Raw genomic sequence first — 26,894 nt, forward strand, 5'->3', positions numbered from 1 at the left:
AGGACTGGTATGGAACTAGCGAGCGGGGCCCGGCCAGGAACGCATCGGCGGGGTATGAAGCCAATCATCGGCGAACTGGGCTAGATTATCCGAGGCGACGCCGACCAGTCTCATTGGACGACACGCGGGTATCGGTTTCCACACCGGATCCCCTGCGCCGCGGCGGTGATCGCCGGATCTCCAGCATTCTGTTCTCCACCATCATTCTCGCAGGCCGAGCCATTTCGAGGGAGGGCACACGATCGTGGCCAGGAGTCTCACGCAGTTGGAGCTGCTCATCGAGCTGGAGCCGATTGCCGAGCAGAATGTCGACCGTCATCTATCGATGGCCAAGGACTGGCACCCGCATGACTATGTGCCTTGGGATCTCGGTCGCAACTTTGCAGCTATGGACGGCGTCGACTGGGATCCCGAGCAGTCGAGGCTGAGCGAGGTCGCCAAGGCGGCCATGGTTACCAACCTATTGACCGAGGACAATCTCCCCAGCTACCACCGGGAGATCGCGGAGAACTTCTCCCAGGACGGCGCGTGGGGCACCTGGGTGGGGCGGTGGACCGCCGAGGAGAACCGGCACGGCATCGTGATTCGCGATTACCTCGTAGTGACCCGGGGCGTGGATCCGGTAGCGCTGGAACAGGCGCGCATGATTCACATGACCAACGGCTACAACGCCGCACAGTTGATCAAGAAGCACAGCGATCGACAGGTGACCGCCGATGCCGGATTCATGCATTCCGTCGCTTATGTGACATTCCAGGAATTGGCGACCCGAGTTTCACATCGCAATACCGGCAAAGTGTGCGATGACCCCATAGCGGACCGCATGCTGCAACGCATCGCCGCCGACGAGAACCTGCACATGATCTTCTATCGGAATATGTGCGGTGCGGCCCTGGACCTCTCACCCGACCAGGCCATGGATGCCATTACCAATATCGTCATGGGATTCCAGATGCCCGGCATGGGCATGCCCAACTTCCGCCGCAATGGCGTGCTCATGGCCAAGCACGGCATCTACGACCTCCGCCAGCATCTGGAGGAGGTGCTGCTGCCGAACCTCAAGAAGTGGAACATCTTCGAACGCACCGACTTCGGTGCCCTGGGCGACCAGCGCCGCAACGAACTCGGGCAGTTCCTCGACAAGCTCCGCGGCGACGTGGTCCGCTTCGAGGAACAGCGCGACAAGGCCCTCGCCCGCGAGGCCCGCCGCGCCGAACAACCCCCGGTCCTCGTCGGCTGATATCGGACGAAACACCCAGTGGCGCACGGCCGAGTTCCTTCGGCCGTGCGCCACTCGGCGTTCCGGGGTCAGGGAATACGGCGGGCGAGGATCGCCGCGGTCAAGTAGACCAGCGCAGCGGTCGCCAAGGGCAGGGCGAGACTGGCGGGAGTGAGCGTCATCAGGGATGCCAGTACAGCAACGCCCAGCGCCGAGCCGAACTGGCGAGCGGAGTTGAAGGCGGCGGCGGCCAGGCCGGTGTGCGCGGTACCCGCGGCCGACACCGTGAGACCGGTGGCCGCGGGCATCGTGTAGGCCATGCCGAATCCGGTGAGCAACAAGGCGATCGCGATCAGCGGATACGGCGTATCCGGACCCACGCACGCCAGGCCGACCAGCCCCACCGCCCCGGTCGACATACCGGTGACGATCACCCGCCGCGGCCCCTGCCGCGCAGCCATCCGCCCACCGAGCGCGGACCCCACAATCCCGATCACCATCTCCGGCAGCAACGCGAAACCAGCCGCGGTGGGCGAATAGTGCAGGCTCCGCTGGAAGAACAGACTGACCACGAACAGCTGCCCATAGAACCCGAAGTTCTGCGCGAACCCGACCAGCGCGCTACCGACGAACGCCCGCGACCGCCGAAGCCCACTGGGCAGCAACCCTTTTCCGGCGCGAGCAGCACGAACGCCCAACAGCAGCCCAACTACCGCGGCCACCACCGCAATGGTGAGCGGCCCCGGCGCCACCGGTCGCGCACCGGCGAGAATCGCGGTGGCCGTGACTCCCGCCACGGCGAGCGCCGCGGTGGCCTGTCCGAACACCGGAATCGGCTGTGCAACACCGGCAACCGGCGGCACGGTGCGATGCAATAGCACCGCCGCCAGCACGCAAATGGGCACATTCACCGCGAAAATAGCGGGCCAGCCAATGTTTTCAGCGAGCACACCGCCCAGCACCGGCCCACTGCTCGCGGCCGTAGACCCGATCGCACCCCAGATACCAGTGGCGCGAGCACGCTCCGCCGGATCCGGATAGGTGTGCCGAATCAACGCCAGCGACGCCGGAATCAACAGCGCCGCACCAATTCCCTGCAGAACACGAGCGCCCACCAATACCGCAACACTCGGCGCCGCCGCGCAGGCCAGCGAGGCAAGCCCGAAGAACGCCAGCCCAGCCTGAAACGACCGCCGCGCCCCGAACCGATCCGCCAACCCCCCACCCGCCATGAGCAACGCCGCCAACGTCACCGTGTACCCGTCAACCACCCACTCCAACCCGGCAACCGTGGTGTGCAGCCCAACCGCCATCCGATCCAGCGCAATAGCAACAATCGTGGTGTCCAGAATGACGAGAAAATATCCCGCGGAGATCGCCACCAACGCGAGTCCCCCGCCGCGGGTGCGGGGCGCTTCCAATGTCCGGGTCATGCCCCCAGCCTGCTGCGAATTCCCTTCGGCCCGAACCGAAGCATCCCCATCGCGCGAGAGGCGGGTTACGCGCTGCGCAGGGTTGTGGTGTCGACGCCGAGGGTTCGGTGTAGGGCTTGCCAGCCTTGGGGGGTGAAGGAGATTGCGCGTGGGGTTTTGGCTGGGGTGCACCAGTTTTCGTCCAGCATTCGTTGGAGGAGCAGGGCGCCCAGGCCGCCTGCTAGGTGGTGGCGGCGTTCGGACCAGTCGACGCAGACGCGGATCGGTGGGCGGCGGCCGAACTGGCGGGGGTCCGTTGTGGTGATGGCCAATTCGTCCAGCAGGGGGTGGGGGCCTGCGGCTGTCCAGCGGCCGCCGATCATGTCCAGGGTTCCGCTGTCGCTCAGGGCGTCGAAGACCGCTACCCCGACCGCACCGGCCAGGTGGTCGTAGCAGGTGCGCGCGACGCGGAGATCGCGGTGGACGCGTGCGCCGCGCAGGGAGCGGACCGGCTGGACGGGAGAGATCAGTGCCATCGCCTCGAGGACCTGGACCACTTCCGGTAGCGCGATGCTGTAGTAGCGGTGGCGGCCTGCCTTTTCGACCGTGAGCCACCCTTGTTCGACCAGCTTCGCGAGGTGCTCGCTCGCGGTGGCGGCGCTCACCCCACCGGCTCGGGCGAGCTCACCGGCGGGCTGGGCGCGGCCGTCGGCGAGCACGGTCAGCATGCGGGCTCGGGCCGGATCTGCCAGCAGCCGGGCGGCACCGGAGATGTCGACATCGCCGTCCCTGATCGGTTCCATGCTTCCAGTCTGCCGCCCGAACATTTCGGCCCCTGCCGAACTGTCGCGGCCTCAGAAGAGGGTCATCGGATCGGTGGGCAGGGGGTCCGGGAGCGGGTCCAGTTCGGGTAGGCGGTCGCGAACCTCGGCGTGGAAGCGGCGGGCCAGGGTGCGGGCGGAGGCGTTGTCGGGGGTGTGGATGAAGATGGTCGGGGAACGGCCCTCGCGGAGCCAGGCGACTGCGGTGTCCACCCAGATGGCCCAGCCCGCGACGGTCGTCGCGGTGTCGTCGCGGCCGTGATAGCGGACCATCGGGAATTCCGTGAGGGCGCGGGTGCGGCGCGGGTTGCGGGGCTTCTTGGAACCGGCCTCGTATTCGGCCTGGCTCGAGGGCGGGGCGGAGAAGAGCACCGTGGTATCGAAGGTGACCCATTCCGCGCCCGCGGCCTCCAGCACGGCCTCCAGTTGGGCTGTGGCGCGCGGGTTTTCGAAGAACACGGGGTTGCGGACCTCGACGGCGCAGCGGTAGTGGGCCGGGAGTGCGTCCAGGAAATCTGCCAGGGCAGTCAGATTGGTGAAGGAGGCGGGCAGCTGCACCCACAGCGAGTGCAACCGCCGACCGAGCGGTTCGATGGCGTCGAGGAAGTGCGCCATCTCGTCGTCGATGCCGGTGAGGCGGCGGTCGTGGGTGATGGTGCGGGGCAGCTTCATCACGAAGCGGAAGTCGGGATCGGTTTGGCGAGCCCAGGATTGGACGGTGCGCCGCTGCGGTGTCGCGTAGAAGGTGGTGTTGCCCTCCACCGCGTTGCACCAGGAGGAGTAGGTGCGCAGGCGTTCGGCCGGGGGTATCGGCTTCTCCTGCCAGTCCGGGTGTTGCCACATTGCGCAACCGACAAAAAGCCGCATACCTGTCAATTTATGTCAATGGCTTGCGGGGCCGCAGCCAACCGTAGGTAAGCTGCACCGCCCGGGTCCAGTTCTCGTACTCTTCGGCACGCAATGTCGGATCCATCCGCGGCACCCACTGCGCGGCGACACGCCAATTGTGGCGCAGGCCCTCGAGATCCGGCCAATAGCCGACCGCCAAGCCCGCCGCGTAGGCCGCCCCCAACGACACCGTCTCGGCCACGATGGGCCGCATCACCGGGATATCGAGGACATCGGCGACGATCTGCATGAGCAGGTTGTCCGACGTCATGCCGCCCGCCACCCGCAGCGCCCCGGCCTGCAACCCGGAGTCGGCGTTCATCGCCTCGACGACGTCCCGGGTCTGCCAGGCCGTCGCCTCCAGCACCGCACGGGCGATGTGCCCCTTGGTGATATACGAGGTGAGCCCGATCAGCAGACCACGCGCGTCACTGCGCCAGTGCGGTGCGTACAGCCCGGAGAAGGCCGGCACGAGATAGCAGCCGCCATTGTCTTCGACTGTGCCCGCGAGGGTTTCGATCTCTGGCGCACTCGCGATGAGCCCGATATTGTCGCGCAGCCACTGCACCAGCGACCCCGTCACCGCGATCGGCCCCTCCAGCGCGTACACCGGTTCCGACCCCACCTGATACCCGATGGTGGTGAGCAGCCCGTGCTCCGAGCGCACCAATTCCCGCCCGGTGTTCATGAGCAGGAATCCGCCTGTGCCGTAGGTGCATTCGGTCTCACCCGGCGCGAAACAGGTCTGCCCGAACAGCGCCGCGTGCTGATCGCCCAGTGCCGCCGCGATCCGCACCCCCGGCAGCACCCGGCGCGCGGTCCCGAACTCCCCGGTGGAGGGTTCGATGCGCGGCAGCATGGCGGCCGGAATGTCGAAGAACCGCAACAGTTCCGCGTCCCACTCCAGCGTGGACAGGTTCATCAGCAGCGTGCGCCCGGCATTGGTGACGTCGGTGACCTGGATCCCGTGATCGGCTCCCCCGGTCAGATTCCAGATGAGCCAGGTCTCCATGGTCCCGAACAACACCTCGCCGCGCTCGGCCCGCTCCCGCAGTCCCGGTGTGCGATCCAGCAGCCAGCGCAGCCGCGGCGCGGCGAAATAGGTGGCCAGTGGCAGGCCGCACAGCTCCCGGATGCGTTCCGCGCCAGCCGATTCCCGCATCTGCTCGACGAGCTCTTCGGTGCGCACGTCCTGCCACACGATGGCCCGCCCGATCGGCGTGCCGGTGCGCCGATCCCACACCACCGTGGTCTCGCGCTGATTCGCGATCCCGACCGCGGCCACCTGCTCCAGGGTGATCCCCGAATCCCGCAGCGCCGCAGGCACGATGCGCTCCACATTGCGCCAGATCTCCAGCGCGTCCTGTTCCATCCACCCCGGCCGCGGGTAATGCTGCTTGTGCTCGCGCTGCGCCACCCCGGTCAGCCGGGCCCGCTGATCGAACAGGATGGCCCGGGTCGAGGTGGTGCCCTGATCGATGGCCAGCACATACTTCTGCGTCATTGTGATCCTCCGAGATCCCGCGATACCGCGGCCGCCGCCTCGCGCACCTGGGCGATCGGCGCGGACCGGAAATGCAGTTGCCCGTCGCAGAGCCGATCGATCGGCCCGGTGATGCCGATGGCACCGACCACCAAACCACCTCGCGAGCGAATCGGCGCGGCGACTCCGGCCTCGCCGGAACGGAATTCGCCGATCTCCCCCGCCCAGCCGGTGCGCCGCACCTCGGAGATGGCGCGGCGCACGATGATCGGATCGGTGATGGTGCGATGGGTGAGCGCGGGCAGCGTCCCGTCGCCGAGCGCATCGGACAGCTCCGTGTCGTAGGCCAGCAACACCTTGCCCAAGGCGGTCGCGTGCGGCGGCAGTTCCTCGCCGACGGCCAGTTCCTGTTCGGTGTTGTCGGGCCGGAACACGTGGTGGATCACCACGACTCCCCCGTCCACGGGTGCCGCGATCCGCACCGATTCCCCGCTGCGCGCGGCCAGCGCGTCGGCCCGGTTGATGGCCCGCGAGCGCAGTTCGTTGGCGTCCAGCCGCCCGGCCCCGAGATCGGACAGCGCGGGACTCAACTGGTACTTGCCACTGGCCGGATCCTGATCGACGAACCCCACGCCCTGCAGTGTCCGCAGAATGCCGTGCGCGGTCGGCTTGGCCAGTCCCAGCGCCGCCGCGATCTCCCCCACGCCCATGCGCCCGGACCCACGCGCGAGTAGCCGCAGAATGGCCGCGGCTCGCTCGATCGACTGAATCGGTCCCGGCATGCCCCGTAACCTATCAGCAAACCGTTCGGCATTGTCGAACGCGTCGCCTGTGCCAGAGCCCTTTCACTTCGTAGCGTGGACGTCGGGCTTGCTGAACCCAGGCCCACCAGCGCAGACGGACTCAACGACGAGTTTGGTGGAAAGGACCGCGATGACGCAGTACGTCGGAGCCATCGACCAAGGCACGACCTCCACGCGATTCATGGTGTTCGATCACGGCGGCAATGTGGTTGCCCGCCATCAGCTCGAGCATGAGCAGATTCTTCCCCAGGCCGGTTGGGTCGAGCACAACCCGGCGGAAATCTGGGAGCGCACCCGCACCGTCATCAAGAGCGCCCTCGCCGGCGCCCGCCTCACCGCCGCCGATCTGGTCGCGGTCGGCGTCACCAATCAGCGCGAGACCACCATCGTCTGGGACCGCCGCACCGGAGTCCCGTACTACAACGCCATCGTCTGGCAGGACACCCGCACCGACCGCATCGTCGCCGAGATCGACAAGTCGGGCAAGGGCGATCTGATTCGCGAACGGGCCGGTCTGCCGCCCGCGCCGTACTTCTCCGGCGGCAAGCTCAAGTGGATCCTCGACAATGTCCCGGGCGTGCGGGCGGACGCGGAGAACGGCGATGCCCTCTTCGGCACCCCCGACACCTGGTTGATCTGGAATCTCACCGGCGGCGTCCACGGTGGCGTGCACGTCACCGACCCCACCAATGCCTCGCGCACCATGCTCATGGATCTCGAAACCCTGGACTGGGACGACGAATTGCTCGCCCTGTTCGATGTGCCGCGGGCCATGCTGCCGCGCATCGCGCCGTCCTCGAATCCGGAGGGCTTCGGCACCAGCTACCCCGACGGCCCGCTCAAGGGCAAGGTCAAGATCACCGGCGTGCTGGGCGACCAGCAGGCCGCCACCGTCGGCCAGGTCTGCTTCCGGCCGGGCGAGGCCAAGAACACCTACGGCACCGGTAACTTCCTGATGCTCAATACCGGTACCGAGATCGTGCACTCCAAGCACGGCCTGCTGACCACCGTCGCCTACCAGTTCGGCGACGACAAGCCGGTGTACGCGCTGGAGGGCTCGATCGCCGTCACCGGGTCGGCCGTGCAGTGGCTGCGCGACCAGCTCGGCATCATCTCCGGCGCGGAACGCGTTGAGGCCCTTGCTCTTCAGGTCCCCGACAACGGCGGCGTCTACTTCGTGCCCGCCTTCTCCGGCCTGTTCGCCCCGTACTGGCGGGCGGACGCGCGCGGCGCGATCGTCGGCCTGTCCCGCTTCAGCAACAACGCCCACATCGCCAGGGCCACCCTGGAATCCATCTGCTACCAGACCCGCGACGTGGTCGAGGCCATGCAGCAGGATTCCGGCGTCAAGCTCGACACGCTGCGTGTCGACGGCGGTGTCACCTCCAACGAACTGGCCATGCAGATCCAGGCCGACTTCCTCGGTGTCCCGGTCTCGCGCCCGGTGGTCTCGGAGACCACCGCGCTCGGCGCGGCCTACGCCGCCGGTCTCGCGGTCGGATTCTGGTCCAGCACAGACGAACTCGTCGCCAACTGGCACGAGGACAAGAACTGGCAGCCCACCATGACCGAACAGGCGCGACAGAAGGGTTACGCGCGCTGGCTCAAGGCCGTCTCGCGCACCCTCGACTGGGTCGATCTCGACGATGACGACGACCAGCACCGCTGACTGTTCCCCACCGACTCACAACACCGATCGCAAGGAGTATTTCGTGTCCGCACAATTGGATCCCGCCTACCGCGCCCGGGCGATTGATTCGCTCGGCGACACCGAAATCGACGTGCTCGTGATCGGTGGTGGAGTGACCGGAGCGGGCGCGGCCCTGGATGCCGCGTCGCGCGGCCTGTCCGTCACCCTGGTCGAGGCGCGCGACTTCGCCGCCGGCACCTCGAGCCGGTCCTCCAAGCTCATCCACGGTGGCCTGCGCTACCTCGAGCAGTACGACTTCGCCCTGGTCCGTGAGGCTTTGCGCGAGCGCGGGCTGCTGCTCAACAAGCTGGCCCCACACCTGGTGCACCCGGTCTCGTTCCTGTTCCCGCTGCAGAAGCACTACGAGCGCTTCTACATCGGCGCGGGCATCGCCCTGTACGACACCCTGGGCGGCGCGCGCTCGGTCCCGATGCACCGGCACCTGAGCCGTTCCAAGGCACTGGAATTGGCCCCGGCGCTCAAGGAAGACGCCATGACCGGCGCCATCCGCTACTACGACGCGCAGGTCGACGACGCGCGCCACACCATGACCATCGCCCGCACCGCCGCCCAGCACGGCGCGACCGTGCTGACCCGCACCAAGGTCACCGGGCTGCTGCGCGACGGCGAGAAGGTCGTGGGCGCGAAGGTGATGGATCTGGAAACCGGTCTGGAGCACAGCATCCGGGCCAAGACCGTGATCTCGGCAACCGGCGTGTGGACCGACGACATGATCAAGATGACCGGCGTCGACTTCCCGTTCCACGTGCGCATGTCCAAGGGCGTGCACATCATGGTGCCGCGCGAGAAGCTCGATATGGGCAGCGGTATCGCCATGAAGACCGAGAAGTCCGTGCTGTTCGTGATCCCGTGGGCCGAGCACTGGATCATCGGCACCACCGACACCGACTGGTCGCTGGACAAGAACCATCCGACCGCCACCGCCGGGGATGTGCAGTACATCCTCGATCACGTCAATTCGCTGCTGCGTGAACCGCTTACGCGCGCCGACATCGTCGGCACCTACGCGGGCCTGCGGCCGCTGATGACCGGCGCGAACAAGGAGACCTCCAAGCTCTCGCGCGAGCACGCGGTGGCCGAGCCCGCCCCGGGCCTGTTCGTCATCGCGGGCGGCAAGTACACCACCTACCGGGTGATGGCCGCCGATGTGGTCGATGCCGCCGCCGAGCGCCTCGGCAGCGATGTCGCGCCGTCGGTGACCGCGAGCCTGCCCATCCTGGGCGCGGTCGGCTACCAGGACATGCTCGACACCGTCGCCGATGTGGCCGCGCGGGCCGAGCTGCCGGTCGAGACCGTGGAGCACCTGCTGGGCCGCTACGGCTCGCTGTCGGAGGAGATCTTCGACCTCATCGCCGCGGTTCCCGCACTGCGCGAACCGATTCCGGGCGCCGAGGACTACATCGGGGCCGAGGCCGTCTACGCCGCCACCCACGAGGGCGCGCTGCACCTGGACGACCTGCTGACCCGCCGCACCCGCATCTCCATCGAGGTGCCCGACCGCGGCCTGAAGGCGGCCCCGGAGATCGCGCGTCTCATTGCCCCGCACCTGGGCTGGACCGACGAGCGCACCAATACCGAGATCAACCGGTACTTCGATCGCGTGCACGCCGAGCTGGCGGCCAATGAGGAGAACGACGACGAGGCGGCCAATACCGCCCGCCTGATCGCCACCGCCTGAACTCCATAACAAACGTTTCGACGTCGCGCGGACCCGATCCGCGCGGCGTCGGAGCCATATCACGAGTCGCGAAAAGCGCCGCGCCGGAATAATTTCCGGCGCGGCGTTGCGTTTTCGGAATCACGAAATTCCCGGCCTGTTGGACTTGTGTCCGGCATCCCTCACCCTCTAGCGTGTTTCTAGATATTTGCTGAACGGTGGATAAGAGAATCCGGTTCAGAGTGGCATCGGACGCCGATCGGAAGGCGAATCAATGGGCTTCAGCTCTATTTTTGTCAGTGAAGCATTGGGCACCGGGGTACTGATACTCCTGGGCGCCGGCGTGGTAGCCAATGTGGTGCTGGCCAAATCGAAAGGCTTCGACGGCGGCTGGCTGCTCATCACGTTCGGTTGGGGCCTCGGCGTTTTCGGCGGCGTCTATGTCGCCTACAAGACCGGCGGTCATCTGAATCCGGCGGTGACGATCGGCAATCTGTTCTCGGGCGCGAAGGAATACGCCCCCGGTATCGAGGTGAATTTCACCAATACCGTTGCCTACCTGTCGGGTCAGCTGGTCGGTGCGTTCCTCGGCGCGTGCGCCGCCTACGTGGTCTACAAGAAGCATTTCGACGAGGAGCCCGACGAGGGCAAGAAGCTCGGCGTGTTCTCCACCGGTCCGGCCATCCGCTCCTACAAGTGGAACTTCCTCACCGAGGTGATCGCCACCTTCGTGCTGGTCTTCGTGATTCTCGCCTTCGGCAAGACCCCCAGCGGCCTCGGCCCGCTGGCGGCGGCCCTGCTGGTGGTCGGCATCGGCGCGTCGCTCGGCGGCCCGACCGGCTACGCCATCAACCCGGCCCGCGACCTCGGGCCGCGCATCGCCTACGCCCTGCTCCCCACCCGTCGCGCGGCGAGCGTTGCGCCGGAGCGCATTCCGGCCACCGTGGCCGCCGGTGGCGCGGCCCAGCGCGTCATCGAGGAGAACCCGGGCGATCCGGTCTCCTCCACCGAGAAGAACGCCGACTGGTCCTACGCGTGGGTCCCGGTGCTCGGTCCGCTCGTCGGCGGCGCACTCGCGGGCCTCGTCGCCCAGTGGTACATGTAGCGCTCTCGCCCCCCGAGGCCCATCGACATCGGCAAACGCCGAATGTCGGTGGGCCTTGTTAGTTTTCGCGTCATATCCAAGTTCGACGCGGGGAGCAAGACATGAGCGGCGGGGAAACCACCTACCTGGAGCTGTCCGAGGACAGCGGTTCGGCACACAAGTTCTACGAGATCGTCGTGGCGGGGACATCCGTGACGGTTCGGTACGGGCGCATCGGGGACGCCGGGCAGAAGTCGTCGAGTACGTATGCGACGGAAGAGAAGGCACGCGCGGCGGCGGCCAAGAAGGTCGCCGAGAAGACCCGCAAAGGCTACGCGCCCGCGGTGATGGGAGCGCGAGGGAAGCGGCCGATCACGCGGCGGGCCATCGTCAGCCAGCGCTCGACCGCGAAGAAGGCCCCGGTGCTGTGGACCTTCGATTCGGGTGCGCCCGCGTTCGGAATCTTCGCCGACGCCGAGCGCTGCCTGGTCGGCAACCAGCGCGGGGACGTCTTCACACTGACCCCGAGCGGCGAGGTGACCGGGCACTTCAAGCTGCCCGATGGCGTGAAATGCATTGTCGCCGACGATTTCTGGATCTACGCAGGCTGCGACGACGGCCGCGTGTACGACCTGTCCGGGAAGGTGCCGCGGGCGGCCTACGACATCGCCGCCGACGTCGACATCTACTGGCTCGACATCCACGACGGCATCCTGGGCGTCGCCGATCGGCAGGGCGGGCTGACCGTCATCGACCACGAGGAAGAGTCGTTGTGGACGCGGCGCTCCACCGGCAACTCCGGCTGGATGGTGCGCATCGACAAAGACGGTGTGTACCACGGACATTCGAACGGCGTCACCGCCTACGGCCTGGCCACCGGCGACCAGAAATGGCATGTCGGCACCGGCGGTTCGGTGCTGTTCGGCTGGCAGGAAACCGACGCGGTCTACGCGGGCACCGCGCATCGGCAGGTGCGCATGGTGGCCAAGGACGGGCAGGCCGAGCGGATTTACCAGTGCGACGCGGCCGTATTCTCCTGTGCCACTTCACCGGACGGGCGCTACGTCTTCGCGGGCGACAACTACTCCTCGGTGTACTGCTTCGACGCCGAGGGCAACCGGTTGTGGAAGCTGGCCACCGGATGCGGGTCGGCGTACTCGATGCAGTACCACGACGAGAAGCTGTACCTGGTCACCACCAACGGCACCCTCGCCTGCCTGGATGTCAGTCAGCCCGCCATCGGCAATGCCGAGCAGGGCGTGCTGCCGGAGACCTTGTCGATCAAGGCCCCCGAGATGTCGGCCGTGGCCCCCAGCGCCACCGTGGAGGTGACCGCCGATGCCGGGGACGGCATCGTGGTGGAATGCGTCCAGGAGGGTACGCACCTGCGCGTGCACGTGGTGTCGCCGGGATATCAGCGCGGCTGGAATGTGCAGTTCCCCCGCGAGGTTCGCGAGGCCGGGGTGCGGTACGTGGTCGACGCGGTCTCCGAGTCGGCGCGCGGCGGGTTCTACCGGGTGCGCGGCGACATCCGTAAGCTGCGCTGAATCAGGCCCCTACGCTGGACAATTCGCCGGGAGTCGCGCCCAGGCGGTGGAAATGCTCGGGGCCCACTTCGACGAATATGGCCTGGCCGGTGGCGATCACGGTGTCGCCATCGGTCAGCGTGCTGTCGATGAAGAACTTGCGGCCCTCCCGGGCGCGCAGCAACGAAGTGACTACCAATTCACGGTTCAAGCGGGCGGGGGCGGAGAACGTGACATCGAGTTTCACGGTCACGGCCGACAGCCGCAGCGGCATCAGGATCGAGCCGGAGGCTTCATCCAGGGCCGCCGCGATAATGCCGCCGTGTGCGACCCCGGGCGCACCCTGATGCCGCTCGTCCATGGTGAAAGTGCCACGGACGGTATCGCCGCGACGCTCGAACGCGATCCTCGGTGAGGCCGGGTTCGAGGGTCCGCAGCCGTAGCAGTGAGCGTGGTGCGGCGGGAAAGGGCCCTCGGCGAGCAGGTCCCCCAGGGGCAGCGGCGCGACGGCGCGATCTTTCTCCATACAGATAAGTTAACCCAGATTCAATTCTGTACCCAGTATCGGCACTACCTCGAATAACCGACCGAGTTCCATGTATTGAGAATTTGATTCCACATTCTGGCGGCGGTGCAAGAATACGCGGGTCAGACATCGGATCGACTCCGAGAGAAAGTCATGAACCGCATCGCACGCTGCATGGCCGCCACCTTCGGCATCCTGATCGTCGCCGGGACCACGGCCTGCGGCTCCGACCACTCCACCACGACACCCGCCGCCCGTACGGTTCGATCGGGCATCCCGGATTCTGCCAAGAAGTTCGAGGTCGCCAGCCCGGATCTGCAGGACGGGCAGGCCATGCCGCAGGCCCAGTGGGCCAACTCCAACGGCTGCACCGGCGGCAACCAGGCCCCGAAGGTGCAGTGGTCGGGTGCACCCGCCGAGGCGAAGAGCTTCGCGGTCACCATGTTCGACGTGGACGCCCCTACCGGCAGCGGCCTGTGGCACTGGCTGACCTGGGATATCCCGGCCACCGCCACCGACCTGACCGCCGCGCCGAATGCCGTCGCCGGTACCAACGACCTCGGCATGACGGGCTACCTCGGCCCCTGCCCGCCCACCGGCGACGGCCTGCACCACTACTGGATCACGGTGCTGGCCTTGGACACTCCGACCCTCGGCCTGCCCGCCACCACCCCACCGGCCTTGGCCGCGTTCGCCCTCTACCACCGCATCGTCGGCTACGCCCGGATGACGGTGACCGCCCAGCAGTGATCAAAATCAGCGTTTGCCGCTGGACGCCTTGCTCTTGCCGTGGCCATTGCCGTTGGCGCTCTTGGCATTCGGCTTTCCCTTGCCGACGCTGAGGATGGATTCCTCGGTAATGGTGGCGTCGGTCTTCTTGCCGCCGGTGTGATGAATGGCCTCGATCTGCAGGCCGTTGTCGTCGGCGTCGATGCGGACCGTGTCACCGGGGGCGAGGGAGCCCTCGAGCAGCTTGCGCGACAGGGCGTTGTCGAGTTGCTTCTGGACCGTGCGACGCAGCGGGCGGGCGCCGAATTCGGGCTGATATCCGTTGTCCGCCAGCCAATCCATGGCCTTGTCCGACACGTCGAGGGCGATGTCCTGGGCGTGCAGGCGGCGGCGGGTGCCATCCAGCACCAGGTCGACGATGGTGCGCAGTTGCGCCTTGTCGAGGCGGTGGAAGATGATCTGCTCGTCGAGGCGGTTGAGGAACTCGGGGCGGAACTGCTTGCGCAAGCGTTCCTCGAGCTGCGGCGTGATCGATTCCAGCTCACCGTCTTTCGCGCTCAGGATGAGATCGGAGCCGATATTGCTGGTGAGGATCACGATGGTGTTCTTGAAATCGACGGTGCGGCCCTTGGAGTCGGTGACCCGGCCGTCGTCCAGCAGCTGCAGCAGCACGTTGAACACGTCCGGGTGCGCCTTCTCGACCTCGTCGAACAGGATCACCGAATACGGCTGGCGGCGCACCTTGTCGGTGAGTTGGGCGGCATCGTCGTACCCGACGTATCCGGGCGGAGCGCCGACCAGCCGCGACACCGTGTGCTTCTCCTGGAACTCGCTCATGTCGAAGCGGATGAGCCGGTCCTCGTCACCGAACACGGCCTGCGCCAACGCCTTCGCGAGTTCGGTCTTGCCGACGCCGGTGGGGCCGAGGAACAGGAATGAGCCGATCGGCCGACCCGGGTCGCCGAGCCCGGCGCGGGCGCGGCGCACCGCCTCGGCCACCGCCACGATGGCCTCGTCCTGCCCGATCACCCGGCGGTGCAGATCCTGTTCCAGCTTCAGCAGTTTCGCGCGTTCCTCGGTGGTCAGGTCGGCGACCGGAATGCCGGTGCGCCGCGACACCACCTCGGCGATATCGGTCATCTCCACCGTCGGGATCGAGGTGCGGTCCACCTCGTCGGCGGTCTTGCGCTCGGTCTTCGCGATCTCGGCCTTGATCTTGGTGGCCTTCTCGTAGTCCTCGCCCGCGACGGCGGCGTCCTTCTCCCGATTCAGGTGTGCGAGCTTGTCTTCCAGCTCCCGGACCTTCGGATCGGGGGTCCGCTCGCGCAGCCGCACCCGCGCGCCCGCCTGGTCCACCAGATCGATGGCCTTGTCCGGCATGAATCGATCGGTCAGGTAGCGGTCGGAGAGTTCGGCCGCCGCGATGAGCGCCTCGTCCAGGTAGCGCACCTGGTGATGCTCCTCGTACACGTCGGCGAGCCCGCGCAGGATCTCGATGGTGTCGGCCACCGACGGCTCGGACACCATGACCGGCTGGAAGCGGCGTTCGAGCGCGGCGTCCTTCTCGATGTAGCGGCGGTATTCGTCGATGGTGGTCGCGCCGATGACGTGCAGTTCGCCGCGGGCCAGCGCGGGCTTGAGCATGTTGCCCGCGTCCATCGACCCGTCGCCACCGCCGCCCGCGCCCACGATGGTGTGCAGTTCGTCGATGAAGACCACCAATTCGTCGGAGTGCTCGCGTACTTCGTCGAGCACCTTGGTGAGCCGCTCCTCGAATTCGCCGCGATACTTGCTGCCCGCGACCATGGCGCTCACGTCGAGCGCGATGACACGGCGATCCGCGAGCGTCTCGGGGACATCGCCATTGACGATGCGCTGGGCCAAGCCCTCCACGATGGCGGTCTTGCCGACACCCGGATCGCCGATCAGCACCGGGTTGTTCTTGCGGCGGCGGGAAAGGATTTCGACCGTCTGCTCGATCTCCTCGGCCCGCCCGACCACCGGATCCACCTTGCCCGCGCGGGCTTCGGCGGTGAGATCGCGGCCGTACTCGTCGAGGGTCGGGGTGTCCGAGGGCTCCTTCGCGGCGGTGGCGGCCGCGGGCATCTTCGTGCTCGCCAGGGCCTGCGCGGCCGGACTCTCGTGCACGCCCGCGATGCCGAGCAGGATGTGCTCGGGCCCGATGTAGCTGCTGCCCGCCTCGGCGGCACTGCGCTGCGCGTTGCGCAGGGCGAGCTTGGCACCCGGGCTCAGGGCCAGCGCGTGGTCGTCGCCGTGCGCGCCGACACCGCTGCCCGCGGCGCTCTGCATCTGCTTGCGTAGTTGCTCGGGCTCCCTGCCGATTTCGGCGATGATGCTCCGGGACGGTTCGACCGCGGCCGCGGCGTAGAGCAGGTGCTCGGGGGTGATCTCGGCGCTGCCCCAGTCGTGCGCTGCCTGGCGCGCGTCCTCGACAATCTGCTTGGAGCTTTCGCTCAGCAAACGATTCAGGTCGATGCGTTGCACCGGGGGTTGGCGGGACATTCCGGATCCGAAGAAGCGGCTGAAGATGTCGTCGAAGGAATCGTAGGACCCCATCGAACTGGGCCAACCCTGAGTCATGGTCACCTCGCGTCTCGGAATCAGCTAACGGATGGCGAACTCGGCTTCCACAGTAGTAGCCTCGGCCCGGACGGCAAGGGCCGTGATGACTTTGTTTCGTTCGATCGAGCGGAGTCCCGATGAGCGCAATCTACGACGATCTCGATGCCCGCGCGGCGGCCGTGGCCCGGCAGGTGATCGGGTGGCGGCATCATCTGCATCAGCATCCGGAACTCTCCAACCGCGAGGTGAACACCGCGGCCTTGATCACCGATCATCTGAAGTCGTTGAGCCTGGACGAGGTTCGCACCGGGATCGCCGGTCACGGCGTCGTCGGGGTGCTGCGCGGCGGGCAATCGGGTGAGCGGGTCGTCGCGCTGCGCGCCGATATCGACGCGCTGCCGGTGCCGGATCTGTGCGGGGTGCCGTACGCCTCGCACGTGGTGGATCAGAAGTATCCGGGCGGGCCGTTCCCGGTCTCGCACGCCTGCGGACACGACTGCCACACCTCGATGCTGATGGGCGCGGCCACCGTGCTTGCTGGCGTCCGCGAAAAACTATCCGGCACGGTGCTTTTCGTCTTCCAGCCCGCCGAGGAAGGGCCGCCGGTCGCCGAAAAGGGCGGCGCGAGCGAGATGCTCGCGCAAGGAGCCCTCGATCACCCGGCACCGACCATGGCCTTCGGATTCCATGTGACGCCATATCCCAAGGGCTACATCGGATATCGGGTCGGCAATCAGTTCGCGGCCTCGAGCCTGGTCAAGATCACCATCACCGGGCAGCAGGTGCACGGGTCCACCCCGTGGATGGGCATCGATCCGATGCCCGCGGCGGGCGCGATCATCACCGGGGTAGGCCAGATCTACCGGCAGGTCGATGCCTTCGATCCGGTGACCGTGAGCATCGGGCACGTCGAAGACGTCGGCCGGTTCAACATCATCGGCCAGACGGTGACGCTGTGGGGCACGATCCGCTGCGCGGTCGAGCGCGATATGACCCAGGTGCAGCAGCGGTTACGGACCCTCGCGGTCAACAGCGCGCAGGCCTACAACTGTTCGGCCACCATCGAATTCCTGCAGGATGTGCCCGCGGTGCACAACGAGCAGGCGTGGATGAACGCGGCCCTACCCACCTTCCGCCGCGTGGCGGGGGAAGATCGGGTAGTCGCGACGGGAGCCACCCTCGGCTACGACGATGTCTCCGAGTTCGTCAACAAATACGGCGGGTTGTACGTGACGCTCGGCGTGCAGGACGCCCAACTCACCCCCGAGGGAATGCCGACGCCGATGCCGGGCGGGCGGGGACTGTTCATGAACCACAATCCGCACTTCTACGCCGACGACGACACCCTGGTCACCGGAGTGCGGCTACACGCGCAGGTGGCCTACGACCATCTCAGTGGAGCGCTAGTACCGGAGTGAACGGCGCGTAGTCGCGCACGTGGCCTTCGGTCCAGTCCCACAACGAGTTCGGGTCCACGGCCACGCCGCGCTGCAGCATCAGGCGCCAGCCGCCCTCGTCCTTCTCCCAGATATCGCCGTCGCGGTCGACGTACATGCCGGAGTTCTCGGGTTCGACACCGGCGTCACCCATTCCCCTGGGGAAATCCAATCGCTTCGCCACACCAACCATCCCCTTAAATCTCGGGTTGCTTCCAACCAGAAGTATTCTCTGCGCCTCTTTCGGTTCACTTCCGGTCCGGTTGTGCGTCGCGTTAGAACTGTTAGCATTGGCAACAAATATCCGTACCAGATGGTCTTCTTCAGCGGGCGCGGGCAGCCGTAACTATCCGACAACTATTCGGCAACCTTTTGGCATCTCCGGATTTTTGAGAGATAGTGCTCTTCTTGCGGCGAACGTCCAGTTCGCTTCCCGTCGCAGGAGGACCCCGATGGCAGGCGCGGAGCTGACAGTGCTCGGCCCGCTGCATCTGTCCGTCGACGGTCGCGACGCCGCCCTCGGCACCCCCATGCAACGCGCCGTCCTGGGGCGACTCATCGTGGCTCGCGGCCAGGTCGTGAGCACCGAGCGGCTGATCGACGACCTGTGGTCCGGGTATCCCCCGCCCAAGGCCGCCGCCGTGCTGCAGGTCCACATCCACACCCTGCGCAGGCTCTTCGAACCGCAGCGCGCCCGGCGCGCGCCCTCCCGGTTCATCGTGTCGGAATCCTCCGGATACGCCCTGCGGATCCCCGAGAATGCGGTCGACGCATGGCATTTCGAGCAGCAGCTGCGCACCTATCAGGAACTCGTCAGCAACCCGGATATCCGGACCGACCCCGCCGAACGCAATGCCCTGCTGGAGGCCGCCCTCGCACTGTGGCAGGGGCCCGCGCTGGAGGCGTTCGCCGAAACCGAGTGGGCCGCAGCCGAAGCCGATCGGCTCACCGACCTCCACCTCACCGCCGTCGAACTCAATGCCCGCACCAAACTCGAACTCGGGCGGCCCGGCGACGTGGTCCGCGAACTCCGCCAGCTCTTCGAGGACCATCCCGGCCGCGAGGAAATAGTGCGACTGCTGGCCCTGGCCCAATATCAGCTCGGCCAGCAGTTGGAAGCCCTCACCACGATTCGCCGCTCCCGGGAATTCCTCGCCACCGTCTTCGGCGTCGACCCCACCCCCGCCCTGCGCGACCTCGAGATGGCCATCCTCAACCACTCCGCCACCCTCACCCCGGCCCCGATCACGGAGCTCCCGGCGGTCCGGGAACAGATCGCCCGGGGACCGGCGGCGGCCGACGCGGCCACGATCGCCGAGGCCGAGATACCGGTCGCGGACAGCTCGGTGCTCGAATCCCATTCCGCCACCGGCTATACCGCCGAATTGTCCGAGCTGTTGAACAGCGCCGAGGCGGCGCGCGCCGGACAGTTGCGGCTGGCGTGGGTGGCCGGAGAGGCCGGAATCGGCAAGACCGTCCTGGCCGAGGCCACCTTCTCCGCGCTGGCGACCGCGGGCTGGACGGTGGCCGTCGGCACCTGTCCCGAGATCGACGGCGCACCCACCGCGTGGGCCTGGTCGGAAATCCTCACCGCCCTCGACGCCTGCGAGCGTCGGGCAAGTGGATACCGGGCCGCCACAAACGATCCGGCGAATGCCACCGATCAGGCGGGCAGCAACGGTCCGGCGGGCACGTCCGACCCGGCAGGCACCAACGGTCCGGCGGGTACGACCGACCAGGCGGGCAACGCCGCGGCCCGGCCGCAGGTGCCGGACGCGGCACTCACCGCGCGGGTGGCGGACCCGGGCGCGCGAGGTGGCAGCGCGGACGGCTTCGTGCTGGCGCGCATCATTGCCGAGAAGTGCAGGCGCGCAGCACAAGTCGGGCCGGTGGCGCTGCTGCTGGAGGATGTGCAACGGGGAGATGCGGCGACCTTGCAGGTGCTGCGGCAGGCGGTGAGCTGGCTGCGGGACGAGCCGGTGTTCGTACTGGTCACGCTGCGACGGTCGGAAGCGACGCAAGGGACGCACAATACGGTCGCCGCGCTGGCGCAGCATACGGGCGCGTGGGTGGAGCTCACCGGGCTGGATCTGGAGGGCACGCGGCGGACGGCGCTGGCGACCGGGCTCACCGAGATCGACGACGACATGCTCGAGCAGCTGCATCGACGCACCGGCGGGCGACCGTTGTTCGTCCGGGAAGTCGCGAAAGAGCTTGCCGCACACGGCAATTTGGATGGGGTGCCGGATTCCATCCGGGAATTGATCGAGGATCGGATCGCGCAGCTGCCCGGCGGGGTCACCGAGGTGCTGCGGCAGCTGTCCATCTGGGGAGAGAGCGTCGACCTCGCCCTGCTGAGCACGGCGGCGGAGCTGACCGAGGACACCGTGATCGACCTGGTCGCGGCGGCCGAATCGGTGGGGCTGGTGGATTCCGGGAGCGGCGGCAGCATCCGATTCGCACATCCGCTCATCCGCGATGCCGTGTACCTGAGCATCCCACCCCTGCGGCGCGGCCGAATGCATTGGGCCGCACTGGAACTGCTGGAGCACCACGCCGAGATATTCCCCGCGGTGGCGCGCGATCCCGACGTGCTGGCCCGCCATGCAATCCAGGGAGCTACCGCCGAAACAGCTTCGCGGGCAATCGAATACGTGGAGCGCGCCGCCGAGCGCCGCAGCAGTCGCGGCATGCGCAGCGCCAGCGTGCGCCTGCTGCGCTCCGCGGTGGACCTGCACCGGCTCGCCCGCCACGACGCCGACCACGCCCCCGCCGCCGATCGAATCGCCCTGCTGCGCACCCGATGCGCCCTGGTCACCGCACTGGCCTACGACAACCGACACCGCGAGGCACGAGCCGAGCGCGACCGCGCCCTCACCCTCGCCGAACGCCTCGACGACCCCGACCTGGTGACCCGCGCCCTGACCTGCTGGCGCGCCCCGGTGATCTGGGCCATCCGCGACTGGCGCACCCCCGACCAGCACATGCGCCGAGCCCTCTCCCGCGCCCTGGCCCGACACGGCGTGCGCCCGGCGATCCTCGCGCTGCTGGAAGCCGCCGATTCGCCGTCACTCGTCCTCGAGTCGGTCGGGGCGATGGAAATGCTGATGGGGAGGCAGGATTCGACCGATGCGTCCGACGGGGAGCTGGTGCTGTTGCTGGTGACGGCGACCTTCGAGACCGGGCTGGTGGAGTACTCGACCGGGCATCGGCTGGCGACGCTGGCGCTGGAGATTGCGCGGCGCACCGCGGATCCGGAATTGCTGTGCACCGCCATCAACGCGGTCGCCTACCTGGCCTTCGACTACGGCGCCGAGTTCTCTGCGCTGGTGACCGAGCTGGAAGCGGTGGCCGCAGCCGCGGGGCTGGCCGAGTATCGGGCGCTCGCACAATATCTGGGATATCGGGCTGCGGTGGCGCGGGCCGATCTGCGGGAGGCCGGGCGGCGGGTGGCGGCCGCGGTGGAGTTCGCCGACGAGGGTCAGCTGCGGCCGCTGCTGGATATGGTCAGCTGCTTCGCGGCAACCATGGAGCTGCTGCGCGGCGATATCGACGGGGCCGAGCGGCTGTATTCGCAGTTCACCACCCGTACGCGGCAATCCGGCGTGGCCAATCACGCGGAGTCCGAGCTGTTCTGCGCGCTGTCGATCGGCTGGGCACGCAACGAACTCGACGGCTTGCTTGAGCAGCTCGCGCAGGCGCATGCCGCATTGCCCGCGGCGGCCGCACCCGCGTACACACTCGCGCTGCTGCGGTCCGGGCAGCGCGAGCGCGCCCGCGAGGTGTACGCGGATTCGGATCCGATTGCGGCGGGCTTCTATCCGGTGCTGATGTCGGCTTTCCGGGCGGTCGCCGCCATCGAGCTCGGCGACACTCCAGCAATTACCCGGCTCTACGAATTCCTGAGCCCGCACGGCGGCACCCTCATCGGGCTGGAAACCGGGCTGACCGAGTTCGGTCCGATGGACTCGATCCTGGCCGAACTCGCTGCGGCCCGGGGTGACGCCGACACCGCCGCGGCGCATCGCGACCGTGCCGAACGCCTGCTGGAAAGGATTCGCGCCGAACTTCCCGACTGCGGAAGCGCACTCTTGCGCGCCGCCTGAGTACGAGCGGCAACCGACGGAATCCGAATCGAGCCATTGGCCGGATATGTCAGGAGCCGATGACCTCAGGTCATCGGCTCCCAGCTATTTTCCATCCCAGCGATTTGTGCTGGTTAATTCTTGGCACGCTGGTAAGCGTCGACGATCTCGGCCGGGATACGACCGCGCGACGAAACCTGGTGACCCTGTGCCCGCGCCCATTCCCGGATGGCGGTGCTCTCTTCGCGATCCACGGCCGGACGGGTACGACCCGCGGCGACCTTGGTGCTGCCCCGCTTCGAACGACCCACCTTGCGGGCCTTCTCGGTCCACGACTCGAGGGACTCCCGCAGCTTACCGGCGTTCTTGTTCGACAGGTCGATCTCGTAGTCGTTCCCGTCGATCGAGAAAAAGACGGTTTCGTCGGCCTTCGATTCGCCGTCGTAGTCGTCAACCAGAGTTACGGTGACTTTCTTCGCCATGGACTGCCCTTCCACGTGTGAGGTGCCGCTATTCGCCGAAATGCTAATGCCGCGGGAAGCAGGATTCAAACCAGGCGCGAATCGAATTACGCGCGACCAGACTATTCTGCTATTACCGCAGAGACCAGACGGTCTTCAGCACACCCGGAATGCGGCCAAGCGCCACCCGGAACGACCGCGGACAATGCGGGCGGCGAGTGCGAAATGTCGCATGCCGCGGTCGTAACTCGCACAGACTTCCGCCTTCCCCGGCCCGGCGATGATCACATCGACCCTGGTGAGCGTCGCGCTCCCGAGTTCGCGACCGGGCAGCCGACCGGCACTCGCGAGCGTGCGCACCGCGGCCACCACCGACGGCTCGGCCAGCGGGCTCAACTGACCCGGCGCGCGCCTGCCGTCGAGCACCTCCATTGCCATCCGCAACGCCTTACCCGCGAATTCCCTTGCCGCGGTGTTGCGCTCATCACTATCGACGGCTTTCACAGCGTGCGAAGAACGCAAAACCCGTTGCAGCCCCGCCGAACCCGCCGATCTGGACATCGCATTCGAGGACAGGTGCGAGCGATCCACCCGATTCCGGCAGGGTGCCGGACCCGCCACCCGGGCCTGCGTCGGCGGCCGCCGCGGCGGACACGAGTTCAGCGGCGGCTCGAAGTGCGGTACGGGCAGCAGGAATCCATCCTCGGACGCCACCGGCTCTCCCCTCGATGCAGAGATTGACCAACGCCGCGACAGCGTGGCACACCCGGCAACTCCGAGGCGGGAGAATCAGAACTCTGCACCCCGACGCTAACGCAACAGGGCGAGGCGACCGAGGTAGTCGGTGGGGAGGTAGAGCAGCGGGCTGGTGGTCCAGGTCTGGCCGGACTGCGGGTCGTACTGGTCGGGCATGTCGACGCCCTCGGGCGCGAAGGCCCGGAAACCGTGCTTGGCAGTCGTTTGGGTGGCCCGCCACTGGTGGTCGTGGAAGGCCACGACGGCCGCCGCGTCGGTCGCGACCGAGTCACCACGCAGCGCGGCGACCTGGGCGGCCACGCCGTCGGTGGAGAGGTAGACGAGGGTGCCGTCGGCTGCGCGGTCCGGATCGATGGAGATCACATCGGCCATCCCGTACCGCTGCTTCAGCACCTCTGCGATTTCCGTCTGCGCGTAGACCGGAACCGCCCGATCCCCGCGCACGGCCACCACAGCCGCCGCCAGCGCCTCGTTCACCGGTCCCGGCTCCCCGACCGTGCGCGCCGGATCCACCCCTGCCGGAATGCGATTGCCGAAGCTGTAGGCCACGATCAGCGTCGCCGACTCGGCGGGCGCCATGGGCACGGTCCAAAGATCCAGCGGTGCTTGCTCACTCACCGGCGCACCGCCCGGCGCGGACGAACCGCCCGGCGCGGCGGAGGCCACCGACCCGAGGCCGGACGCCGCTCCGAGCAGGGCGGCGCATACGACCGTCACCGCCGCCCGCATCGACCGCACCGGGCTGTTTGTCCGTTTCGACCTCATGCCCGCCATGCTAGCGAGCGGGATTACACCCGCTGCAGGGTCTTGGCCGGGGTCACCGGGCGCAGGGTCTTGCTCAGGTCGGTGCGCATGACGGTGGCGGTGTCGATGAGGTAGTTCTGGCGGACCTGCCAGGGGTGGCGGTCGCCCTGGTGGGGGAAGTCGCCGATGGAGCGCTGGATGTAGCCGGAGGCGAGGTCCAGGAGGGGGCGCTGGGCGAGGGTGGCCTGGGGTTGCGGGACGACGGCGGAGTAGCCGCTGCGGTCCATGTAGGCGAGGACCTTGCAGACCAGGCGGGAGGTGAGGTCGGCGCGCAGAGTCCAGGAGGCGTTGGTGTAGCCGATGCAGACCGCGAAGTTGGGGACGCCGGAGATCATGGTGCCCTGCCAGACGAACTCGTCGGAGAGGGTCACCGGGGCGCCGTCGACGACCAGGTCGATGCCGCCGAAGGCGAGCAGTTGCAGGCCGGTCGCGGTGATCACGATGTCGGCCTCGAGCACGCGGCCGGACTTCAGTCGAATACCTTCGGGCACAAAGGTTTCGATGTGATCGGTGACCACCTCGGCCTGACCCTTGCGCATGGCCTTGAAGAAGTCCGCATTCGGCACCGCGCACAGTCGCTGATCCCACGGGTTGTAGTCCGGGGTGAAGTGCTCGGCAACCAGGCTCTCGTCCTTCAGGATTCGCGTGGTGAGCCCGGTCAGCAGCTTGCGCGCGGCCTCGGGCCGACGCCGGCAGTACTGGTAGAAGCCGATATTGAACAGGATGTTCTTGGTGCGGATGACCCGGTGCGCGAGGTCCGCAGGCAGCAGGTCGCGAATCCGGTCGGCGATCTTGTCGCGGCCGGGCACCGCAGAGATCCAGGTGGGGCTGCGCTGCAGCATGGTGACCAGCTCGGCCTGCTCGGCCATGGCCGGGACCAGGGTGACCGCGGTCGCGCCGCTGCCGATGACCACCACCTTCTTGCCCGCGTAATCCAGGTCCTCGGGCCAGAATTGGGGGTGCACGACGGTGCCGGCGAAGTCCTCGATGCCGGGGAATTCGGGCGAGTGGCCCTGCTCATAGTTGTAATAACCCGAGCACGAGTAGAGGAAGCCGCAGGTGAGCGTGCTGCGCTCGACCCCGTCGGCGCTCGTGCGCTCCAGCGTCAGCGTCCACCGCGACGCGTTGCTGTCCCATTCCGCGCCAACGACTTTGGTGCCGAAGCGGATGTGCTGGTCGATGCCGTTCTCGGTGGCCGTCTCGGTAATGTAGCGCAGGATGGACGGCCCGTCGGCGATGGACAGGGCGTCGCGCCACGGCTTGAACGGGTAGCCGAGGGTGAACATGTCGCTGTCGGAGCGGATGCCCGGGTACCGGAACAGGTCCCAGGTACCGCCGAGCGCGGCGCGCGCCTCGAAGATGGCGTAGCTGCGGCCGGGCTGTTCGGTCTGCAGGCGATACGCCGCGCCGATGCCGGAGAGCCCGGCTCCGACGATGACGACATCGAGGTGTTCGGCGGAGGCGGGTGCGGCGTTCATGACTTCCAGTCTGTTGTCCCCGCCACCCGGTTTCTTGACTCTGCGCGACAAGTATTTGATCCTGAGTGACATGTCGGTGATCAGATCGGCCGGACTGCGGGGATTCCGGGCCACCGTGGCCGAACTCGGCGGGGACGCCGAGGAGCTGGCCGTGCTCTGCGGCCTGCCCCTCGCTGCCCTGGACACCGACGATCTGCTGGTCCCCGACCAGGCCGTCGGCGCGGTGCTGGAACTGGCCGCACATCAACTCGACTGCCCAGACCTGGGCCTGCGCATGGCGTGGCGGCAGGACCTGGACATGCTCGGTCCCCTCGCGCTGGCCATCCGCAATGCCACCACCCTGGCCGGGGTGCTCGACTGCACCTCGCGGTACCTGTTCGTGCACGCCCGCTCGCTGAGCCTGACCATGGAACCCGACCCGTACGGCGATCGCGGCGTGATCGCGCTGCGCTACGGCGCGAACGCGCCCGGCCTGCCGACCCCGGTGCAGGGCACCGATCTCGGATTGGCGTTCGTGCACAGGACGATTCAGCGCCTGGCCGAGGACCGCTACGGCCTGCGCTCGGTGGAACTGCCCTACCGGCCCGCGGCCCCGGTGCAGGCGTACGAGGAATTCTTCGGCGCCCCAGTGCGAATCGAGCGTCCGGCCGCGTTGCTGCGGGTGCCGAGCAGCCTGGCCAAGCGGCCGCTGTCGGGCGGTGACGAGAACCTGCACCGGCTCGCCATGGCCTTCCTCGCACAGCAGTCCGGCGATGCCGCGGCGGCCGTCACCCCGCGCGTGCGCACCACGCTGCAGAAGCTGCTGGGCACCACCGCCCCCGAAATCGACGCTGTGGCACGGCTGCTCACCCTCCACCCGCGCACCCTGCAGCGCCGCCTGGCCGCCGAGGGCACCACCTTCGCGGCCATTCTCGACGAGGTGCGCCGCACCGAGGCCCGCCGCTACCTGACCACCACGGACATGCCGATGAGCCAGGTGGCCTCGCTCATCGGGTTGTCCGAACAGTCCGTATTCACCCGCTGCTGCCAACGCTGGTGGGGCGCTACGCCTACCGCGGTGCGGCGCGGCAAAGCGGGCTGAGTCTCGGGCGTTTCATCGGGTGTGTCTCGAGATTCGCTGGGCCCATTGGCAAATCAAGCACGGCGAGTCTTGCCCGACACACAATCGTTTTGCGGGTTGCCGCGTGTCGATCATGGTCAACCGGCGCTCGCGACACCAGGATGTACCGATGATCGCCGAATGCCCGTCCTGCGCTTGGCCCGCGCCCACGGCCGTGTCCTCCCACCGCAGCGTGCAGTACCTGCGCTGTGTGTGCGGTCAGTGGCTGATCAGCGTGCACGGGAAGGTGGTCGGCGCGGCCGGGGGCACCACGTTCAGCCGCAACGACGCGGTGGCGGAGATCGTCGGCAGCCGGGATTGACCGGCCCGCAC

At 67.6% G+C, this 26,894-nt stretch carries 22 protein-coding genes; 10 read left to right on the top strand and 12 right to left on the bottom strand.

The annotated features are described in order from the left end of the window. Window positions 1–244: 244 nt before the first annotated feature. Window positions 245–1,240: an acyl-ACP desaturase gene (locus ACYVN4_RS41875; protein ID WP_460729286.1), complete on the top strand. Its 996-nt coding sequence runs from the start codon at window positions 245–247 to the stop codon at window positions 1,238–1,240. Window positions 1,241–1,308: 68 nt separating this feature from the next. On the opposite strand, the gene ACYVN4_RS41880 is transcribed toward ACYVN4_RS41875, so the two are convergent. The 5 genes from ACYVN4_RS41880 to ACYVN4_RS41900 all read right to left on the bottom strand — a co-directional run bounded on the left by ACYVN4_RS41880 (window position 1,309) and on the right by ACYVN4_RS41900 (window position 6,605). Then, complete coding sequence (locus tag ACYVN4_RS41880) at window positions 1,309–2,652, bottom strand: MFS transporter (RefSeq protein WP_460729288.1); 1,344 nt, start codon at window positions 2,650–2,652, stop codon at window positions 1,309–1,311. 65 nt (window positions 2,653–2,717) lie between these two features. After that, window positions 2,718–3,434, bottom strand: coding sequence for an ArsR/SmtB family transcription factor (locus ACYVN4_RS41885; RefSeq protein ID WP_460729290.1), 717 nt, complete (start codon window positions 3,432–3,434; stop codon window positions 2,718–2,720). Window positions 3,435–3,485: 51 nt separating this feature from the next. Continuing rightward, window positions 3,486–4,319, bottom strand: coding sequence for a DUF72 domain-containing protein (locus ACYVN4_RS41890; RefSeq protein WP_460729292.1), 834 nt, complete (start codon window positions 4,317–4,319; stop codon window positions 3,486–3,488). A 10-nt stretch (window positions 4,320–4,329) separates the two neighbouring features. Continuing rightward, entirely contained in the window at window positions 4,330–5,844 is a 1,515-nt protein-coding gene (gene glpK / locus ACYVN4_RS41895) for a glycerol kinase GlpK (protein ID WP_460729294.1), read from the bottom strand. Next, complete coding sequence (locus ACYVN4_RS41900) at window positions 5,841–6,605, bottom strand: IclR family transcriptional regulator (RefSeq protein ID WP_460729296.1); 765 nt, start codon at window positions 6,603–6,605, stop codon at window positions 5,841–5,843. The genes glpK (ACYVN4_RS41895) and ACYVN4_RS41900 overlap by 4 nt, the downstream gene beginning before the upstream one ends. 151 nt (window positions 6,606–6,756) lie before the next feature. On the opposite strand from ACYVN4_RS41900, the gene glpK (ACYVN4_RS41905) reads away from it, so the two are divergent. From glpK (ACYVN4_RS41905) to ACYVN4_RS41920, 4 genes are all read left to right on the top strand, one after another. Beyond that, window positions 6,757–8,295: a glycerol kinase GlpK gene (gene glpK, locus ACYVN4_RS41905; protein ID WP_460729298.1), complete on the top strand. Its 1,539-nt coding sequence runs from the start codon at window positions 6,757–6,759 to the stop codon at window positions 8,293–8,295. Window positions 8,296–8,338: 43 nt separating this feature from the next. After that, window positions 8,339–10,015 (top strand): glycerol-3-phosphate dehydrogenase, encoded by a 1,677-nt coding sequence (glpD, locus tag ACYVN4_RS41910; protein WP_379358125.1) that lies wholly within the window; start codon window positions 8,339–8,341, stop codon window positions 10,013–10,015. Between the two features lie 253 nt (window positions 10,016–10,268). Then, a complete protein-coding gene (locus ACYVN4_RS41915; protein ID WP_460729300.1) occupies window positions 10,269–11,099 on the top strand; it encodes an MIP/aquaporin family protein in 831 nt (276 codons plus the stop codon). Window positions 11,100–11,200: 101 nt separating this feature from the next. Beyond that, window positions 11,201–12,625 carry a WGR domain-containing protein gene (locus ACYVN4_RS41920; protein ID WP_460729302.1) on the top strand — a complete coding sequence of 475 codons (1,425 nt, stop codon included), beginning with the start codon at window positions 11,201–11,203 and terminating at the stop codon, window positions 12,623–12,625. Between the two features lies 1 nt (window position 12,626). Here ACYVN4_RS41920 and ACYVN4_RS41925 read toward each other — a convergent pair whose 3' ends face one another. After that, on the bottom strand, window positions 12,627–13,130 hold the full coding sequence (locus ACYVN4_RS41925) for a PaaI family thioesterase (protein WP_379358131.1): 504 nt from the start codon (window positions 13,128–13,130) through the stop codon (window positions 12,627–12,629). 153 nt (window positions 13,131–13,283) lie between these two features. On the opposite strand from ACYVN4_RS41925, the gene ACYVN4_RS41930 reads away from it, so the two are divergent. Continuing rightward, entirely contained in the window at window positions 13,284–13,880 is a 597-nt protein-coding gene (locus ACYVN4_RS41930; RefSeq protein WP_460729304.1) for a YbhB/YbcL family Raf kinase inhibitor-like protein, read from the top strand. Window positions 13,881–13,886: 6 nt separating this feature from the next. Here the strand turns inward: ACYVN4_RS41930 and ACYVN4_RS41935 are convergent, their stop codons facing one another. Then, the gene (locus tag ACYVN4_RS41935; RefSeq protein WP_460729306.1) at window positions 13,887–16,460 is read right to left on the bottom strand and encodes an ATP-dependent Clp protease ATP-binding subunit; all 2,574 of its coding nucleotides are present in this window, start codon (window positions 16,458–16,460) and stop codon (window positions 13,887–13,889) included. A 119-nt stretch (window positions 16,461–16,579) separates the two neighbouring features. On the opposite strand from ACYVN4_RS41935, the gene ACYVN4_RS41940 reads away from it, so the two are divergent. Continuing rightward, a complete protein-coding gene (locus tag ACYVN4_RS41940) occupies window positions 16,580–17,860 on the top strand; it encodes a M20 metallopeptidase family protein (protein ID WP_460729308.1) in 1,281 nt (426 codons plus the stop codon). Here ACYVN4_RS41940 and ACYVN4_RS41945 read toward each other — a convergent pair. Continuing rightward, on the bottom strand, window positions 17,835–18,062 hold the full coding sequence (locus ACYVN4_RS41945; protein ID WP_460729310.1) for a hypothetical protein: 228 nt from the start codon (window positions 18,060–18,062) through the stop codon (window positions 17,835–17,837). The genes ACYVN4_RS41940 and ACYVN4_RS41945 overlap by 26 nt on opposite strands. Before the next feature lie 268 nt (window positions 18,063–18,330). Here ACYVN4_RS41945 and ACYVN4_RS41950 point away from each other — a divergent pair, with 268 nt between their 5' ends. After that, a complete protein-coding gene (locus tag ACYVN4_RS41950) occupies window positions 18,331–21,984 on the top strand; it encodes a BTAD domain-containing putative transcriptional regulator (protein WP_460729312.1) in 3,654 nt (1,217 codons plus the stop codon). 113 nt (window positions 21,985–22,097) lie between these two features. Here ACYVN4_RS41950 and ACYVN4_RS41955 read toward each other — a convergent pair whose 3' ends face one another. The 4 genes from ACYVN4_RS41955 to ACYVN4_RS41970 form a co-directional block, all read right to left on the bottom strand. Beyond that, window positions 22,098–22,445, bottom strand: a complete 348-nt coding sequence (locus ACYVN4_RS41955; RefSeq protein ID WP_452401188.1) for a histone-like nucleoid-structuring protein Lsr2 — start codon at window positions 22,443–22,445, stop codon at window positions 22,098–22,100. A gap of 135 nt (window positions 22,446–22,580) precedes the next feature. Continuing rightward, entirely contained in the window at window positions 22,581–23,138 is a 558-nt protein-coding gene (locus ACYVN4_RS41960; protein ID WP_460729314.1) for an Rv3235 family protein, read from the bottom strand. Window positions 23,139–23,234: 96 nt separating this feature from the next. Then, window positions 23,235–23,945: a hypothetical protein gene (locus ACYVN4_RS41965; RefSeq protein WP_460729316.1), complete on the bottom strand. Its 711-nt coding sequence runs from the start codon at window positions 23,943–23,945 to the stop codon at window positions 23,235–23,237. Between the two features lie 23 nt (window positions 23,946–23,968). Continuing rightward, window positions 23,969–25,462: a flavin-containing monooxygenase gene (locus ACYVN4_RS41970; protein ID WP_460729318.1), complete on the bottom strand. Its 1,494-nt coding sequence runs from the start codon at window positions 25,460–25,462 to the stop codon at window positions 23,969–23,971. A gap of 70 nt (window positions 25,463–25,532) precedes the next feature. Between ACYVN4_RS41970 and ACYVN4_RS41975 the strand changes: the two genes are divergently transcribed. Further along, window positions 25,533–26,543 (top strand): AraC family transcriptional regulator, encoded by a 1,011-nt coding sequence (locus ACYVN4_RS41975; protein WP_460729320.1) that lies wholly within the window; start codon window positions 25,533–25,535, stop codon window positions 26,541–26,543. 148 nt (window positions 26,544–26,691) lie between these two features. Beyond that, window positions 26,692–26,883, top strand: a complete 192-nt coding sequence (locus ACYVN4_RS41980) for a hypothetical protein (RefSeq protein ID WP_460729321.1) — start codon at window positions 26,692–26,694, stop codon at window positions 26,881–26,883. The last annotated feature ends 11 nt before the right edge of the window (window positions 26,884–26,894 follow it).

The organism is Nocardia heshunensis (assembly GCF_054782115.1).